This is a genomic window from Rania fehmarnensis, assembly GCF_056494185.1.
Genome location: NZ_CM151398.1, coordinates 5,830,169 through 5,847,359 on the forward strand (window position 1 = coordinate 5,830,169; position 17,191 = coordinate 5,847,359).

The following is a 17,191-nucleotide window of genomic DNA, read 5'->3' on the forward strand; positions in this document are numbered from 1 at the left end:
TCGACTATCAAAAATCGACTGTCAAATTCGAATCAGAAGTTCACACAGCACCGGCCACGGCGGCTTTCATCTTTTCCAATCCACGTTTGGCAACCTCAGCCGGCGGTTGCTTCCAGTATTCTCGATTGAACAGCTCCAAACTCAAGACGCCGTTGAAACCGCCTCGGAACAATGTACCAAGAATCATTCCCAGCGGCGCAACGCCATCGCCCGGATATACACGATGCTCGTCCTTAATCTCTTGGCGATTAGGACTGGCCGGATAATCATTCATGTGCAGGACATGCATTTTCATGCCTGGCACCAAGGACATATTGGCAAAATTGCAACCACCTTTATACAGATGGTACACATCCAAGAGCACGCAAGCATCGGGATCATCGGCCGCGGCAGCCACATATAGAACTTCCGCCAGGGTCGACATGTTATGCGAAAATCCCCAGAGCTCAATCTGTGGCAGCACATCGTATTGACGGCCTAGCTCTAACAGATCGCGGTAACGCTGCGCAGCGGCATTCAAGTCGAGCTTGCCACCTTTGGCATCGGTGGCGCCGACTGGCGGAGCAGCCATGCGTCGTCCACCCAGCGCACGCAGATTACCCATATCTTTCTTGCACTGTTCCAGTCCCGCTTTGCGTTCGGTCTCGTCGTTAACGATCCACTTTCCAAACGCAATCGAACTTTCAACTTGCAAACCGAGATCGATGATTTCGTTGCGCAAATCGTGCAGCTTGCCTCCCTCTTCCAGGAAGCGATCGATATCGCGCAGCCACAACTCAACGCCCGTATAGCCGGCATCCGCAGCAATCTTCAGCTGCTGACGCAGTGGCAGTTTGCCAACTTCGATCGTACTCATGTTCAAGCAGTATCGCACGTTGGATGGAGTGGTGAGGGTGGTCGCCTGAGCAGCTCCATTGGTCGAGGGTAGTTGCGTGGCCAATAAGGCCCCGGCAGTGGCGGTGGTCGTCAGAAAATTTCGTCGCGAGGGATTGATCATGGATGTGATTTCAGAAAGCGAACTTCAAACTACAACTTCAAAACTTTTGCCTGGCTTTCGGCGTGGCATTTTCGAGAATGGTCTTCAGTGGATCAGGCTCTATGGACGGCTTTTCGAGACTTCGAGGATCAAAGCGGCGAACCGCGCCCGGGTTGTTCTGGGCCTTGGCGTCTTGATAAGCGTCGATTTGCCCTCTGCCGGGTAGCGCATTGCCTGGCGGCAGCGGTAACCAACCCACGCTTTTGGGTTGATAGTTTACATCTTCGATCGGATTGGGGCTGGTACCAGTTCGATCGATTGCGATCGATTGCAAAAACTCTTCATAGACGCTCAAGTCATATATGGCAGATGGTGGTATTTGGGTTACGAATTGTTGCCGATCCCAAACTCCGCCAGGCCCGCGCAGTTCATAAGTCTCGACCACTGTCGCCCCGGCATCGCGATCGAAGGGCACCACCACCCGCGAATTGGGTTCAACGCGTATTTCACGTATCGACTGCGCTCGTCGGTCCGCAACTAAGATCCGCAGGGCTTCGGTATGCGAATTGACTAATTCGATTTGCGCCGGTGGCAATGGCGGATTGGCTTGAATCTGATGATTGACGGTGCGCCACATCGGCTCGAAGCTAGGTGCAACCACGATTTGCTGAGGCCACCAGACTTGCCCAAAGCCACCGTTGATCGGCAGCAGATTAACTGCGCCGGAGATGGCGCCCGTTAAGGCGTACCCGGGCACCGTGGCACTTTCCAGCCAGTATCCATTACCGACTCCCACTTGCATTACCCGCCAGAGTTGATTGGCTTGTTGTGCCAGAGGTTCAAAAGCCAAACTGCGATTTCCGGCTACTGCTAGCGCCGACCAGCCTTGAGCCGTCTGCTGCCCAACGCGTACAAAGCCTCGACCGGCTGGCACGATGTACCAGTTGTGAACGTCGGGATTGGCCGCTCCGTGCATCGCCAGGTTACGGCCCGAAGTCTTGCCCAGGTACCAGTCACGTCCGCGATCATCATGAATCGCCAGCCGCAACACTTGCGGCTGCGGGCGATCTTGCTTGAGAACTTGAGCAAAAAAGTCACCTCCCGATACACCAGTTCCAAGGCCTGGATCTAACGGGCCACGTCCTTGACCAACTCCCGGGGGCAACACCAAGTCGGCTGGTCGCGGATCCGGTGGCGGTGTAGGTCGCGATTTGCGTTCTTGAGCGACTACATGCATTTGGCTGGTGCGAAACTCATAACGTCCGTTGGCGTTGTTGCCAATTTGCATCGGGCCACTGTTGGAAACCGGCCAGCGAATGACTTGCCCTGTGCCTGATCGGTAGGCGATAAACTGGCCGTCACCGGAATCGAGCGAGTCATAGCGGGCGTAGCGTGTTTCGCGACCCTCTTGATCGATCACGCGCAGTTCGCGTTCCGATAACACAGCTTGCGAAGTGCGATTGAGTGCGGGCGCCGTTAGTTCATAACGTTCCTGCGCACTTAGCTGCCCTCCGCAGGACAACCAACCCAGACAAGTTGCCAACAGAGCGCAAACCGCTTGAGTCCTTCTCATGATTGACGCTTTCTATGCAAGGTGGTGCCATGAATGCGATGGCCGCCGTCTACTCTGACTTGGCGGTCGTGCGTTCGACTTGAACGGGCAACGACATCTCCCAATGTTCAGCCTTCTCTTTTTCGCTGGGTTCTTCCAGCGGTCGGACGATACGGAAGCCGACGTTGACGGCATCGGTCAAGTACCAAATGCTCTTGGGTGATTGAGGATCTTGAGCGATCCAATCTTCGTTGGAACCAACGCGGGCTGCGGATCGACACAATGTGGCATCATCGGTCCAGCCGCCACCGCGCACGACACGCGGATACAATGTCTGGGGTACTGCCAGCGGATTCTTCTTCTGGTCGGCAATAGACGCAGCGGCGTAGCCTTCTTCGTAATGTTGATCGAGGACCCATTCGGCTACGTTGCCATGCATATCCAGCAAGCCCCATGGATTGGGCTTCTTGCGGCCAACTTTGTGATAACCTTCGCCTGCGTTATCCACAAACCACGCGTAGTCACCTAATTCCGTTGCGTCTTCACCGAAAGAATAAGCTGTAGTCGTGCCCGCACGGCATGCATATTCCCATTCGGCTTCGGTCGGCAGTCGATAGTAGCGGCCCGTCTTGGCGCTTAGCCACTTGCAGTAGGTACGGGCCGCATGCTGCGTCATGCAAATCGCCGGAAAGCCACGCTTGCCCATTCCAAAGCTCATGTCCGTGTAAGGTTTGGTGGGTTGGCTGAGTTGAAATACATCGGCCAGGCCGTCGCGTGGACTGGGCGGCGAACCTAAGACCTGCCGACGATGGATGTCCAAGTCGTCGGCCCACACATCGTAAGCGTCCCAGGTGATCTCAGTTTTCGACATCCAGAACGGCGAGAGCTCAACTTCGTGAACGGGTGATTCGTCGGGTTGATGATTCTCTTCACTTTCGGAACTGCCCATTTTGAAGGTGCCGCCTGGAATGGGCAACATCTCGATCTTGGTATCCGTGTGCTCGATGATCTCTCTGTAAGTCTTCATCTCAGCCGGTGAACTAGCGTCGGCTTCGGGCACATCCACTCGGGGTATCTCTTGGCTGCAAGCCACCCCTGCGACCACGCATAACACTCCGCAGGCAGCCACACTGCGCCCCATCCAACCCCACAAGGACCAACTCATCAGAACTATCTCTCTCCGCCGAGCGGATTACGAACATATGGAAAAATCAACGTCTGTCCATTTTCGTTCAATCGCTGTAAAGATGCAATGCGCCGGCCAAATGTGCTGGCAACCGCTGGCCCAAAATACTTTTGGCGGAACTCCACTGCCTCGCCCGCTCTAGATGGCGAGCAAGCTTCTCAACAAATCTCCATGCACTTCACAGCCCAATTTACTAATCTGTTAGGGAATCCAAACCCATGATCAAGCACGTCGTCAAACTCGCCTGCGCTTTAGCCGTCATCGTATCTGTTGTTTCGTTCAGCGTGGCCGCGGGCCCCAATTCGGGCGGTGGCGGCAATGGTGGCGGCGGTTCCAAAAAGCCGCTCACAGTACGCTGGGCCGGGAACATCACCAGCATTCAATCTGATGCCAGCGGAACAAGTATCACACTGGGTACCAGCTATTATGCTGTCGGTACGGGTTTCGTTACTGCCGACACCAAGATCAAGCTCAATGGAGCCAGCAACTCAACTCTGGCGGAACTGCAGTTGGGCGACTTTGCCGAAATGGATGTTCTCTGGCCATCACGCGTCATTCAAAAGATGGAAGTCACTGGAATTCGCTAATCCAGTCTAAGCCTGTGCTTAGCTATCAGCGGTTTGCAGAACTAGCATCTTCTGATACAGACCACCTTGAGCGACCAATTGTTGATGCGTGCCGCGTTCGATGATGCGGCCTGCATCTAAGACCAGAATGAGATCGGCGTGCGTGATGGTACTCAAACGATGGGCGATGACGAACGAAGTGCGTCCTTTTAGCAATCGCTGCAGACTAGCTTGAATCAAGCGTTCACTTTCGCTGTCCAGGTTACTGGTGGCTTCGTCGAGAATCAAAATTCGTGGATCGGCCAGGATGGCCCGGGCGATCGCCAGTCGTTGCCTTTGACCACCGCTGAGCTTGACGCCCCGCTCGCCAATCCAAGTGTTGTAGCCTTCGGGCAAAGCTTCGATAAACTCCGCAGCCGCTGCAGCTTGAGCCGCTTCCGCTACTGCCAAATCCGTGGCACTGCGCCGACCATAGGCAATGTTCTCTCGGACTGTACCATCGAACAAAAACACATCTTGTTCAACCACTCCCAACAATCGTCGATACGAATCGAGATTGATATCAGCCAGCGAACGATTGTCGAGCAGTATCGCGCCACCGCTGGGCGCGTAGAAGCGCGACACCAGATTGCACAGTGTGGTCTTACCCGCTCCACTCCGTCCGACCAGCGCGACTAGGGACCCCGGCGGTACGGAAAACGATATATCCTCCAGCACGCGTTTTTCAGAGTTGGGATATTGGAAGCTGACGTTGCGAAACTCGACAGCGCCCGCCACCGCACCACGCACCACGTCTACACCGGAGTCCACGCGCGAAGTTTCAACATCCTCGCCCAGCAGATCCAACACCCGATCCAGACCAGCCAGGTTGTTTTGAAAACTCATCGCACTGGATGCGATCGACGCAATCGGCCCCAGCAACATGGTCAAATAGACCAGGAACATCATCAGATCGCCTAGCGTCATCTCATGCTGCAGTATCTGCCAACCGCCGTACAGCAACAGCGCAGTTGAAGCCAGCGGGATTAAGACCTCCCACACCACCTCAATCAAACGCGTGGCCCACCAGACCATCAACTGCTGCCTGGCAATCAAGTGCGTGCCCCGCGCAAACCGATTGGTTTCGCTCTTGTCACGCGCAAATGTTCGCACCACGCGTATACCACCAAAGGTCTCCGTGGTATTGCCATCAATCTGCTGACGGCGCGTTCGAATGTCCTTGTACAACGGACGAACGCGGTAAATCCAAGTGCGATGCGTAATCCACACGGCAGGCAGCAACATGAGCCCACCCAGCATCAAGCGCCAATCGACAATCAACAGCACTAGCAAACTGCCAATCAACTGAATGATTGCTTGCCAAGGGTTGTAGAGCATGTTGAAGATCAAATCGGCGATGCCGCCGGCGTCTTCGCGAATCAGACTGGTCGCCCCACCGCTTTTCAGTGCCTGAACGCGATGCAGTGGCAACCGCATCGCATGACTGAAGACTCGCCGCCTGATATCAGCTTGAACTAAGTTCACTGCCTTGGTCGCATACCAACGTCCCCACAGGTGAATCGTCGTGCGCAGCAGAGTGACCAGGCACACACCGACTGCGATCAACCATAACAATCCCATCGGCGATTGGTTGGGGACCCACGCCGCCAGCCACGAAGGCAGCGGCTTGGGTGGATCGGTCAAGACATAATCAATCGCCAGTTTGGTACCGGCAGGCGGGATTAACCCCAACAACGTCGAAACGGTCAAAGTTGCTAACGCAAAGATCACATTTCGCTGGTGTCCGGCCAACTGCTGCCAAAACTGGCTCAGCAGCTGCCAACTGGTGCGACTGCGCGGCCCGCTGGACTTCGAATCCCCTTTGGTCGATTCCGCGTCCCGCTGCTCGTGACGCTTCTTCAACTCTTCTTGATAATCTTCATAACGCTGACGGCTGGTAGGTTGCATGTCTAGATTATAGCCGTCGTAAGTGGTCCCGGGAGGGCGAAGGTCCTCCTGAGCCAACACCGCTCAGAACAACGGACAAAGTCTCGGGGATGGAAAACGTCTGCACCAAACAATCGAACGTTGATCCTTCCATCACCACCTACCCCCGGATCTATGTCCGTAATTCACTGCGGTGTTCGGCTCAGCAGAAGCATTCGCCCTCCCCTTAGCACCGTGTGTTATAATCAGGACCGCCGCAATTCCTACCTGCTATTGCAAACCCGCCACTATGCAACTTCAACCAGCCTTTCGTTGGATCGCGTGCGCCCTCGCACTATGGTCAGCTCGCAATAGCTTATTGGCTGAAGACCGGCTAATGGTCTTGCCGCCCAAGGTCGTCGTGCGGCCCGACTATCCGGCTCAAATCGTGGTCTTGCGAGCTACCGAAAATCAAGCGATCGATGTTACGCGCAGCGCTCGATTTGTAGTGGGCAGTCCATCATCGGTGACCCTTGATGCTCAAGGCCGCGTTTCACGCGCCCCAGAGTTTGCTGGCGAAAGTCAACAAGTGAATTTGCGGATCGAAGTCGATTCGCTGGCGGCTTCCGTGCCGGTGGAGATCATTGGCGGAGCAGCACCGGCCCCCATCTTTCCGCGTGAAGTGGCGGCCGTGCTGGGCAAAGCCGGCTGCAATCTGGGCACGTGCCATGGCAATCTGCACGGCAAAGCCGGATTTCGCTTGAGTCTGCGGGGCGATGATTCTCTGCTCGACTTTGCCTCTATCGTACGCGGCCAGGCCGGCCGATTGATCGATCGTTTTGCCGCCGATAACAGTTTGTTGCTGCAAAAGCCACTGGGCGCGCTCGCTCATCAGGGCGGCGTACGTTTCCAACTCGATTCGCCCCAAGCCCAGATCTTGCAGCGTTGGATCACGGATGGTTGTCAGTGGAATTCGCCAGCCGGCATAGCTATCCCAGTCATCGGCGAAGCGCCCCGCGATGATGAAGGACTCAAATCGCTCGCGGTGTTCCCCAACCAGGCGATTTTGGCTAGACGCTGCACGACTCAACAACTGGTCGTGATCGCAACCTTTAACGATGGCTCGCAGCGGGATGTCACTCAGTTCGCACGTTTCGAACCCAGCATCCCGGCGGGCATTGCAGTCTCGGCTAGTGGCTTGGTAAGTGTCCAGCAGCCGCTGGACGTGTCGATCTCGGTGTCGTATCTCTCAGGCCGCTCGGCCAGCCGATTAATATTCCTGGCACATGACCAGATGAACTGGCCAGATACCGAAGCTGATTCGCCGATCGATCAACTGGTCAATAACCAGCTGCAGCGTTTGCAAGTTCGAGCTGAACCACTAGCGGACGACTTTGTGTTTGTGCGTCGAGCTCACCTGGCTATCGCAGGGCGTTTGCCGACGGCCGCCGAAGTCCAGCAGTTCTGCTTGTCGGACTCTTCGCCCGATAAACGTCAGCGACTGGTCGAGCGACTTTTGAATGAACCGGGTTATGCGTGGCTATGGTCGATGCGCTGGAGTGATTTGCTGCGCAATGAGCAAAAGGTAATGAGCGACCAAGGTGCAGCTCAGTGGCACGCCTGGATGACTGACCAAATCGCCAATGATCGACCGCTGAACGAATTCGTGGCCGAAATGTTGACCACCCTGGGCAGTACCTACGAGCATCCACCTGCCAGCTTTCACCGTACGCATCGCGATCCAGAAACAGCCGCCGAATCGATCGGGCAGGTGTTTCTGGGTGTGCGACTGCAATGCGCCCGTTGCCACAACCATCCGTTCGACAAATGGCGACAAGACGATTATTACGGACTGGCCGCCTATTTCACCACTCTCGAGCGCAAGCAACTGGATAACGCGCCCAAGGACAAGTTCGACAAACACATCATCTCCGGCGATGAAGTAATCAGCTTGAAAGATGCGCAAGCCGCTATCTGGCACCCTGGTCGCGCCGCTGAGGTTGGCCCCAAGCCATTGACGGCCACCTACCAGAGCGATGCTGAATCAACCGCCGAATTCAAAACACCGCTTGAATCGCTGGCCAAATGGTTGACAGTCAACAATCGCATGTTTGCGCGCAATATGGCCAATCGCATTTGGTACCACTTCATGGGCGTCGGTATCGTTGACCCGCCTGATGATTTTCGCGATTCCAATCCCGCGTCCAATCCGGAACTGCTGGAATACTTGACAGATCAACTAATTGCGAGCGGTTATTCAACGCGTCACCTGGCTCGATTAATTGTGACCAGCCGCACTTTTGCGCGGGCATCGGCCAGTGAGCCCGATGCCGCCTCGCCGCTAGGCGGAGCCCGCGTGTTCGCCGGCTTTCCCCTTAAGCGCATGCCGGCTGAAGTCCTACTAGATGCAATCAGTTCTACCTTTGATGTCTATTCGCCCGAAGCCAAATCGCGAGCCGAGGCGCTGGCGATAGCCAAAGTGAACGTGCCGACTAAAGCTGACTTTCTGACAACCTTCGGCAAGCCGGGGCGGCTGCTGGTCTGCGAATGCGAACGCTCCAGCGAAGTATCATTGGGACAATCGCTAGTGCTCATCAATGGTAAAGAAACTCGTGAAAAGCTGAGCTCGCAACATAACCATGTCACGCGAATCCTAGCCGAAGCGACGGATACCCAGTCTAAGATCGAGAGTCTGTATTTGACTGCACTGGCCAGGTTGCCCAGGCCACAAGAGTTGAGTCACTTTGCCGATTACGTCAACTCGGCCCCATCTCCGCGTGCCGCTTTGGAAGATATCCTGTGGGCACTGACCAACAGCAAGGAATTTTCCCTAGTACGTTAACAGGTCGTAGGACGGGTCTCCAGGCCCGTCGTAGGACGCGTCTCCAGGCCCGTCGTAGGACGGGTCTCCAGGCCCGTCCAAACAAAAAAGCACCACCACCACGCCCCCAACCAACGGTCGTCCTGAGAGCGGGCCTGGAGACCCGCTCTACGAAAAGTCCACCAAGAACCTAAGGAATCCACCATGTCGCACGGCTGTAGTTCCTATCGCGCACTGCAACTGAATCGTCGCTCGATTCTGCGTGCTGGCGCGTTGGGGCTAGCGGGACTGAACCTTTCGCAAGTGCTGGCGGCCGAATCCAATCGAGATAGCAAGCCTACGCTGAAGGCCCGAGCCAAGAACGTCATCTTTCTGCATCAACATGGCGGCCCGAGCCATATCGATACGTTCGATATGAAGCCAGCGGCACCCGATGGCATCCGCGGTGAGTTTCACCCGATATCGACTTCGCTACCAGGCCAAACCGTCTGCGAACATTTGCCCAGGTGGGCTGAAATGTTGCACCTGTGGGGCCAGGTACGTTCCGTGCATCACAAGATGAAGAACCATAATTCGGCGGGCTATTACTGCTTGACCGGTAAAGTACCGCCAACTGACGACCAACGTCTGCGGGATTCCCTCGAGCTCTATCCAGCCTATGGATCGGTGGTCAGCAAATTCCTGGGTTCGCGTGAACCGGGCATTCCACCTTTCGTGGCCTTTCCTCATGTGGTGCGTGATGGCTCGATTACGCCTGGGCAACATGCCAGCTTTCTGGGTAAACGCTTCGATCCGTTTTACTTTGGTTCCGATCCAAACAGCCCAAACTTTGCGTTGCCCGAACTCGAACTGCCGCCATCGGTGGATTTGCAGCGTCTGATGAAGCGTCGCGGCCTGCTCGAGATAGTCGATGCGCAGTTGCAACTGAAAGATCAATCGGCGATCGCCGGCGGCATGAATGAATTTCAACAACAGGCTCTCGGTATTCTGTCAGCCCCTGGGCTCAAGCAGGCGCTGGATATCTCACGCGAACCAGAATGGTTGCGAGATGCCTATGGTCGCACGACCTATGGTCAATCATGTCTGCTGGCCAGGCGACTGATCGAGGCAGGCACGCGATTTGTAACCGTGTACTACTCCAGCGGCATTGGTGGCAAAGGCAGCGAGGGTTGGGATACACACCAAGATAACTTCACCGATCTTAGGAACCGACTGCTACCCACTACCGATCAGACAGTTCCTACTCTGATCGCCGACCTGCGCAGCCGCGGGCTATTGGATGAGACGCTCGTGCTGTGGATGGGCGAGTTTGGGCGCGGGCCGAAGATTGGTGATCGCGACGGCAAAGATCGCAATCATTGGCCAGAGTGCTACACGGTCATGATGGCCGGCGGTGGAGTCGCAGGTGGCGCGATTTACGGTGCCAGCGACGCATACGGGGCTTATCCAGCCTCCGATCCAGTGCGACCAGAAGATATCTCGGCCACACTGTATTGGGCCTTGGGCATTGATCCGGCTAGCGATGTTGTGGACACGCAAGCCAGACCACTGCCCATCAGCGTCGGCCAGCCAATCACAAAGCTGTTTGCATGATCGACTCAGCCGGTACCCACTACCCGTAGCGGAAGCCGTCAAGGCTTTCGAGGCTATTGCGCTCTCCGAAATGCTTGACGCATTCCGCTACGTTGCCGCTCTCCGAAATGCTTGACGCATTCCGCTACGTTGCCGGGGGCCGAAATGCTAGACGCATTCCGGCCCCGATGCTCGACACGTTTACCGCTGGTGCAGCGGAACGCGGCTAGAAACTTTGCTGCTCAGCTGCGCATCGTCGGCGGCCGTTTGCGGGCTATCGATAACTTTGTAAGTTAAATCCAGCACAATCTCTTTCTCGCCTCCCAAGTCGGTGATGATAGTCATCTGGGTTCGCACCTCACCGCTCTGGCTTGTCTCGGGCGTGAGAGTCAAGTTGATAAACTGGATCGCCTTGGCTTCGTCCGAGGGTTCGAAATCGATCTTCATGTTGGGCACGTTGACATCCAAGATCTGGAATGGCTCAGTGCCTTTGATCAAGATACGTTGCTGGATCGATTGCCCTGGCTTCATTTCGCCTAAGGCAACGCTGTTGGGTGTAGCGGTCAGCGGCGCCTGGATTTGAGCCAGAACCGCCAAAGGGACGCTCTTGAGCCGATTGTCATTGGTCTGTAGCGTCAGCATGGTCGACTGTGTACCCGAGCTACCGCTGGGTGCCAGCTTGGCTTTGACCTTGTAAGTCACGCGACCGGGTGCCCGCGATAACTCTTCGACGTCAGCGGAAATAAACTGTGCGTTGCTGGAGACGCCGGTAATTTTCCAGTCGCTGCGACCGGCGTATTCGATGCGAGCTTCGATCTCTTTCGACTCGCCTTCGGGCACGGCGCCGAAGTTTAATTCGCCGGGATTGATGACGATATCGCTGCGAATGTAGCCTTTGACATTCAACTGCACTTGCATGAAGTTGGGTTTGTCGATTGTCAAATTCAAACTGGCTTTGCGGTCACCGGAGAAGGTACCGGTATTGAAGCGTGCCATTACGGTACCGACTTCACCGGGTTGGATCCACTCGGTTTCGATGATGGGCGTAGTACATCCGCAGCTGGCTGAGATACTGCTCAAGTGCATCGGTTCTTTGAAAGGGTTACGGATTTCAAAGCGATGCTCGGTTTTGGCGGCGCGAGCCACGGTACCGAAGTCGTACACGCGGTTGGTGGCGGGAATGATTTGCTCAGTTAGTGACCGTGACTGAGCGCACGTGACGCTGGCCATGGCGCAGAGTGCTACCATAGCGCCCCATTGGGCGGATAAACGCATTGATGATTCTCCACGGATATGGTGCTAACAATTCGTCGCTTCGATCTTCAAAACGAATGCTGGCTGTGCCAGGAGAGAGTTTGGAGCGGTCTCTGGCAATTGTAGCTAGTTCAGGATGGAGGCCCGAAGTGTTACGAAAGTTTCGACTTGGCCACCTGACAGGTGCGATGGTGCGGATCGCAGACGTGGGGTGGTTTCAGCAGAGACTTTCACAGCCTGCAAGCCCCGAAGCGACGATGAATGCTGGGCTTGTCTGAGAACCATTTATCAGCCCAAGAATGCTAGCAAATACAAACCAAACCCGGAATTGGTTCAAGGATGCCAGGGGGCGGATGATACTGAGAAATTTTGGAGAGTAAACAAAAAAAGCGGCCAGCTTTGCCTTCGTGGCAAAGTGGCCGCCTTCGTCAAATTCCACCAGACTTCATTTCCAGGCGGAAGCGGAGAAGTTGATCTCCCTGACTCGGACTAGCAACCGCAGTTGTTACCGAGCAGTCGGCTCAGGAAACCGCCACGGCTTGGAGCTGGGCAGCAAACTGGAACCTGAACTTCTTCGCAAACCGTACGAGGTACGCACTTGGTGTACGTGTAAGGAACTTCCACGCAAACCTTTTTGGCAACCTTGATAGTCTTGCAGTAGTGCACTGGCTTGCACACGGTGTAAGGAACGCTCTTGCAAACGTTCTCACAGGTCATGTGGCAGACAGTGTAGTTGTAGGTCTGAACGCGTTGTTCGCAGACCATACGGCAAGTTGTGTAGCAAACGTTCTTCACAGCTTGTTCGCAAACCATACGGCAGGTGGTATAGTTGCAGGTCTTTTGACGGCACTCAGGAACCATCTTGCAGGTGGTATAGGTGCAAGTCTTTTGACGGCACTCAGGAACCATCTGGCAGGTGGTGTAGGTGCAAGTCTTTTGACGGCACTCTTGAACCATCTTGCAGGTCGTATAGCAAACGGTCTTGCTGCGTGGTTCGCAAACCATGCGGCAAACGTTGTAGGTGCAGGTCTTGCTGCGGCACTCAGGCACCAACTTGCAGGTGGTGTAAGTGACGGTCTTCTGACGGCATTCTGGCACCATCTTGCAGACGGTGTAAGGAACTTCGTTAGTTACGCATTCCTTTTCATAGCGAACGCAGTTGATGACCTTTTCTTCGCAGGTTGGAACCCAAACCTTCTTGCAAACCGTGGTCGGTGGGCACTGCACGCACTCTACATGGCATTCGCCTGGGCAGTAGGTGCAACGGCAGGTGCAAGGATCGTAGCTCCAAGAACCTGGGGTGCGAACAACCTTGCGGATGGTCTTGCCAGGAACTTCTTCGCTACGGGATTCCCACGATCCACCCTTGACCATAACAGTCTTGGTGTAGTTCACAGGCTTGGTGATCGTGCTAACAACCGTACGAGTACGCTGTTCTTGAACAGGAACCATAACGGTGTAGTTAACAACCTTTTCGTGAGTTTCGCGAACAGGTACCATCACCGTGTAGTTGATGACCTTTTCACGGGTCTCGTACACTGGACGTTGTACCGTGTAGTTGATGACCTTTTCATGGGTCTCGCGAACTGGCACGGAAACGGTGTAGTTGATCACCTTGTTATGAGTCTGATAAACAGGCTTCATAACGGTGTAGTTCATCACCTTTTCGTGAGTTTCGTACACAGGCTTCATAACCGTGTAGTTGATGACCTTGCTATGGGTCTCATACACTGGCTTGCGAACTGTGTAAGCCACTTGCTTGGTGTGTGTTTCGTACACTGGACGTGAAACGTTGTATGTACGAGTTCCAGTTTTGGTCTCGTAAACCGGTTTGCGAACAACCGAGTTTACTTGACGGTACTGGGTTTCTGTTTCGTAACGAACTGCATCTACTTGACGATCTTCCCAGACCGTCTGCATTTCTTTACGAACGCCTTGACAGGTTACTTGTTCCATAACCGTCTTGCGTACTGTTTTGGTAACAGTGTGGCATGCTGGAACTTCGCAGCAATTGACCACGCTGCCTTCACAATCTTGGTAGCTGATAGCACCGCAATAAGCAGCGCTGGCTACCTGACCGGTCATAGCAGCCAACATGGCTACCAGAGTCGGCACTAGGAACAGCCTTCTCATCTCCCGCTCTCCTTGAAAACAAACTTCTTTGAACGCAGTATCTGGTGGCGAATGACAAATCGCCTCTTGCACCAAGACCCCTACCGTTTTGGTCCGCTGACCACAGGCCCATCACAAATCCCGCTCGCTGGCACACGTTAATTGCCTGAGCATTCCTCCCGAAGCTCAGACTTGTGCCGGGCAGGTACGCCTGGGTAAACTGTCCCTAAACCGTAGAAGTCTCCGATTAGCACCAGATTCATCGACTACGTAGCAATGATTGAATAGAAAAAATGGCTAGCATGGGTAGTGAAAGCAGTTTGAGTAGATTTGGAGGTTTGCCCATACCGTAAATGCCGCCGCTACCGGTTAGCGAAAGATTTCCGACTGGGCAAACTGGCGAGAATAGGAGCAGTGTGCCGAGCCGCAGCGGAATGCGGCAAGCATTTCGAAAGCTGCCCGGTAGCGGAATGCGTCAAGCATTTCGGAACGCGGATGCACTACACGCGGTTCCGAAAGCCTTGACGGCTTCCGCTACGACCGCACCGCAGTTCCGAAAGCCGTGACGGCTTCCGCGACAAAAGACACGAGACTACAGCGTTTCATCAGCTTTTAGAAACTTCCCTGAGACTTCCGCGACCATGAAGCCAGATTCAAGTTCGCCGCTGGACGGAAGTTTGCCAGCACCGCTGGCCAATCAGCATGTCCCCAGTGCGGCCATCTCCGGCCCTACCGCCAATCGCTTGGGACTGTACCTCCGTGAGTTGCAGCATTGCCAGCGGAGCGGCCAGGCGACCATCCGCAGCAGTTTCCTGGCCCGGCGCCTGGGCCTGAGCGATTCGCAGATTCGCCGCGACCTGGCTCAGCTCGGTCAACTCGGCAAACGGGGCGTGGGCTATGACGTGGCTGAGCTGATCGGGCACTTGCGGTCAGTCCTGGGTACCGACGGCCGCTGGTCGACTGTACTGGTGGGTTTGGGCAATTTAGGCAGCGCGCTGGTGGGCTACCGTGGATTTCAAGAGCAGGGGTTCAACTTAGTCGCCATCTACGAAGCTGACCCCACCAAGGTAGGACAGCGCATGGCGGGTATCCCGGTACTGGCGATTGACGAATTGGAAAAGACGCTTCCCAAACTCCGAGTCGACCTGGCCATCTTGGCGGTCCCGATCGAAGCGGCAGCTGGTTTGGCCAACCGTTTGTCCGCCTTGGGCGTGGTGGGAATATTGAATTTCGCCCCGGTCAGCCTGAACCCACACCCCCCAACGGCTGTCGTGGATGTTGACCTGGCGATCGAACTGCAACGGCTGGCCTTCGCGGTCGTGAATCGAAAAAGCTGAATTTCGCTGGAAATTCCAATTCTGAATTTGAATTGCGAAATCCCCCTTTTACGATTTGCCGATCTTCGTCTAGGATAGTCACCTCAATTGACCAGGCCGGCCTCACCGCTAAGGACGAGCTATGCTTCGGCGGTCAACACGATTACCCCGTGGTGTAACGGTAACACTAAAGATTTTGGATCTTTCATTCATGGTTCGAATCCATGCGGGGTAACTCTTTGTTCCTATAGGCCAGCGAGTCCCGAGGAACAGGCCAGTGGTAGGTTAGAGAAAAATCTGGCTAGTACCATTGGTACGCGTAATTGTAGAACCTCAGCAGGGTTTGTTTGCGCAAGTGTTCGTCGTTGAGGTAGATTGCTAGTTGCTGCTCTTGGGGTTTCAGCAGCACTCTTAAGTAGCGATGGCACCACTGATCCTGGCGCCAATCCGTGGCCGCTGGTTGGGTGACTTGCCACTGGGCCAATGTCGCCTTGATGCCCTCGCGGATGTACTCATCTTCGCTATTCAGGAGCTTTACCAATGGAATTAATCCTTCAGCCGATGTTTCGTGAGTTGGAATCTGAGTAGAGGGAGCTACGTTGCCTGCCAAGATTTGACTGGCGTTGTATCTGTGCACCCAGTAGTCGACCGGCAGAATCGTGTAGAGCATGGCTGCCAGGGTTACTGTCCACAACTGGCCACGAATCAGCCACAAGAAGCCACGTCCTTGCGCGATCTTGTAGACAACCAGGGTAAAGCCGATGACCACCGATAGCGTGCCCAGCAAGCCGATTACGCGCATGCGGGTCATGCCATTGAAATCGATGTAGATTAACAAACGGTGAAACACGGCCAGGCCGAGCAGAAAGTTTTCAAGGGACCAAACCCAGGCCCAGCGACGAAGAGATTTTGTGCGCGGATCTCTGAGCACCGAACCACGAAAGGCCAACGACAAGACCAGCGTGGCTAAGGCCAACGCCACGGTCAGCCAAAATGCACCTTCATGTGCATAGCCTGCATAGTAAAAGCCTTCGGGGAACTCGCGAAACCACAACGTGGTGAACTCGAAAGCCAGGTACACCGCAAACAGCAGCACGACGCTGATCATCATATTGCGAACCGCCACATACATCTCGCTAGGCGCCTCCACAGCCGGCCGGTCCCAGGTTACAGATGAGATCAGGTAGTCAGCGGCCGGATAGATCAGGCCCACTGCCAACCAACCACTGGCAATCCAGAAGACTGGTTGCCATGGATCGACCCCGCCCAGCCACTGGCCCATGCGATCCAGCAGCAAGCGACTGTAGCTGCCCATCCAACTCTGCAAATCTGGGTTAGCGCGCACAAACAGTACACTAAAGGCCACCACGACCACCAGCGGCAACAACACTCCGAAACGAGCGCGGGGATCGGCGATGACTGCTGTAGCCCGGCGCAGGCTATAGCGTGATATACGCGTGGCACTCCCAGCGATCACATGAAAAAAGAAACGCACCATATCTGGCAAATAGGGCGGAGTGCCATTAACGGACATCGACAGGGCCAGCATCAACACAATGCCGCTGGCCATAGCTCCACCGCTACCGCACCAGGCCAACCGTAGCCCGCAGGCCACCAGTAAACAGGTCGTCAAAATCGTGGGCACTTTGGCGCCCAACGTCCGCCGCGAGACTACAATGATCCCCGTCGCAATCAGCAAGAACACAGCGAACCCAGAGTAACCGCCCGAGTGATAAATCAACAAATCACTGGCCAGGACCCACGCGCAAATAGTTGATATATCAACTATCGTTTCGCGTCGACTAAGGCGATTGGCAGCCGCAAACGCGTTTGAGTTGTGCAGCGTCGCGTCTTCTTGAGCTTTACCAATTCCGTCGATTGTAGACATCGCTGTGCTCCTGGAAGATGAGGGCAGACGAGAAGAGCCTCAC

Annotated in this window: 11 protein-coding genes; 4 read left to right on the forward strand and 7 right to left on the reverse strand. The window is 55.1% G+C overall.

Annotation, left to right across the window (positions count from 1 at the left end; all coding sequences use genetic code 11):
- Window positions 1–40: 40 nt before the first annotated feature.
- The 3 genes from SH573x_RS19885 to SH573x_RS19895 are packed head-to-tail and all read right to left on the reverse strand — an operon-like array spanning window position 41 to window position 3,693.
- Window positions 41–997 (reverse strand): sugar phosphate isomerase/epimerase family protein, encoded by a 957-nt coding sequence (locus SH573x_RS19885; protein ID WP_479349477.1) that lies wholly within the window; start codon window positions 995–997, stop codon window positions 41–43.
- A 37-nt stretch (window positions 998–1,034) separates the two neighbouring features.
- The gene (locus tag SH573x_RS19890; protein ID WP_479349478.1) at window positions 1,035–2,549 is read right to left on the reverse strand and encodes a hypothetical protein; all 1,515 of its coding nucleotides are present in this window, start codon (window positions 2,547–2,549) and stop codon (window positions 1,035–1,037) included.
- A 49-nt stretch (window positions 2,550–2,598) separates the two neighbouring features.
- Window positions 2,599–3,693: a formylglycine-generating enzyme family protein gene (locus tag SH573x_RS19895; RefSeq protein WP_479349479.1), complete on the reverse strand. Its 1,095-nt coding sequence runs from the start codon at window positions 3,691–3,693 to the stop codon at window positions 2,599–2,601.
- Window positions 3,694–3,932: 239 nt separating this feature from the next.
- Here SH573x_RS19895 and SH573x_RS19900 point away from each other — a divergent pair, with 239 nt between their 5' ends.
- Window positions 3,933–4,301 carry a hypothetical protein gene (locus SH573x_RS19900; protein ID WP_479349480.1) on the forward strand — a complete coding sequence of 123 codons (369 nt, stop codon included), beginning with the start codon at window positions 3,933–3,935 and terminating at the stop codon, window positions 4,299–4,301.
- An 18-nt stretch (window positions 4,302–4,319) separates the two neighbouring features.
- On the opposite strand, the gene SH573x_RS19905 is transcribed toward SH573x_RS19900, so the two are convergent.
- Window positions 4,320–6,227, reverse strand: coding sequence for an ABC transporter ATP-binding protein (locus SH573x_RS19905; RefSeq protein ID WP_479349481.1), 1,908 nt, complete (start codon window positions 6,225–6,227; stop codon window positions 4,320–4,322).
- A gap of 268 nt (window positions 6,228–6,495) precedes the next feature.
- Here SH573x_RS19905 and SH573x_RS19910 point away from each other — a divergent pair, with 268 nt between their 5' ends.
- Together SH573x_RS19910 and SH573x_RS19915 are read left to right on the forward strand one after the other, a co-directional pair.
- Window positions 6,496–9,027, forward strand: coding sequence for a DUF1549 and DUF1553 domain-containing protein (locus SH573x_RS19910; RefSeq protein WP_479349483.1), 2,532 nt, complete (start codon window positions 6,496–6,498; stop codon window positions 9,025–9,027).
- 183 nt (window positions 9,028–9,210) lie between these two features.
- On the forward strand, window positions 9,211–10,599 hold the full coding sequence (locus tag SH573x_RS19915; RefSeq protein ID WP_479349484.1) for a DUF1501 domain-containing protein: 1,389 nt from the start codon (window positions 9,211–9,213) through the stop codon (window positions 10,597–10,599).
- 180 nt (window positions 10,600–10,779) lie between these two features.
- Here SH573x_RS19915 and SH573x_RS19920 read toward each other — a convergent pair whose 3' ends face one another.
- On the reverse strand, window positions 10,780–11,853 hold the full coding sequence (locus tag SH573x_RS19920; protein WP_479349486.1) for a DUF1573 domain-containing protein: 1,074 nt from the start codon (window positions 11,851–11,853) through the stop codon (window positions 10,780–10,782).
- Between the two features lie 468 nt (window positions 11,854–12,321).
- Entirely contained in the window at window positions 12,322–13,965 is a 1,644-nt protein-coding gene (locus SH573x_RS19925; RefSeq protein ID WP_479349487.1) for a hypothetical protein, read from the reverse strand.
- A 620-nt stretch (window positions 13,966–14,585) separates the two neighbouring features.
- Between SH573x_RS19925 and SH573x_RS19930 the strand changes: the two genes are divergently transcribed.
- Window positions 14,586–15,281: a redox-sensing transcriptional repressor Rex gene (locus tag SH573x_RS19930; protein ID WP_479349488.1), complete on the forward strand. Its 696-nt coding sequence runs from the start codon at window positions 14,586–14,588 to the stop codon at window positions 15,279–15,281.
- A 280-nt stretch (window positions 15,282–15,561) separates the two neighbouring features.
- On the opposite strand, the gene SH573x_RS19935 is transcribed toward SH573x_RS19930, so the two are convergent.
- A complete protein-coding gene (locus tag SH573x_RS19935) occupies window positions 15,562–17,148 on the reverse strand; it encodes a DUF4153 domain-containing protein (protein WP_479349489.1) in 1,587 nt (528 codons plus the stop codon).
- Window positions 17,149–17,191: the final 43 nt, after the last annotated feature.

Coding starts and splice junctions, on each gene's coding strand:
- SH573x_RS19885 (WP_479349477.1), bottom strand. CDS start 997: ATGATCAATCCCTCGCGACGAAATTTTCTGACGACCACCGCCACTGCC.
- SH573x_RS19890 (WP_479349478.1), bottom strand. CDS start 2,549: ATGAGAAGGACTCAAGCGGTTTGCGCTCTGTTGGCAACTTGTCTGGGT.
- SH573x_RS19895 (WP_479349479.1), bottom strand. CDS start 3,693: ATGAGTTGGTCCTTGTGGGGTTGGATGGGGCGCAGTGTGGCTGCCTGC.
- SH573x_RS19900 (WP_479349480.1), top strand. CDS start 3,933: ATGATCAAGCACGTCGTCAAACTCGCCTGCGCTTTAGCCGTCATCGTA.
- SH573x_RS19905 (WP_479349481.1), bottom strand. CDS start 6,227: ATGCAACCTACCAGCCGTCAGCGTTATGAAGATTATCAAGAAGAGTTG.
- SH573x_RS19910 (WP_479349483.1), top strand. CDS start 6,496: ATGCAACTTCAACCAGCCTTTCGTTGGATCGCGTGCGCCCTCGCACTA.
- SH573x_RS19915 (WP_479349484.1), top strand. CDS start 9,211: ATGTCGCACGGCTGTAGTTCCTATCGCGCACTGCAACTGAATCGTCGC.
- SH573x_RS19920 (WP_479349486.1), bottom strand. CDS start 11,853: ATGCGTTTATCCGCCCAATGGGGCGCTATGGTAGCACTCTGCGCCATG.
- SH573x_RS19925 (WP_479349487.1), bottom strand. CDS start 13,965: ATGAGAAGGCTGTTCCTAGTGCCGACTCTGGTAGCCATGTTGGCTGCT.
- SH573x_RS19930 (WP_479349488.1), top strand. CDS start 14,586: ATGAAGCCAGATTCAAGTTCGCCGCTGGACGGAAGTTTGCCAGCACCG.
- SH573x_RS19935 (WP_479349489.1), bottom strand. CDS start 17,148: ATGTCTACAATCGACGGAATTGGTAAAGCTCAAGAAGACGCGACGCTG.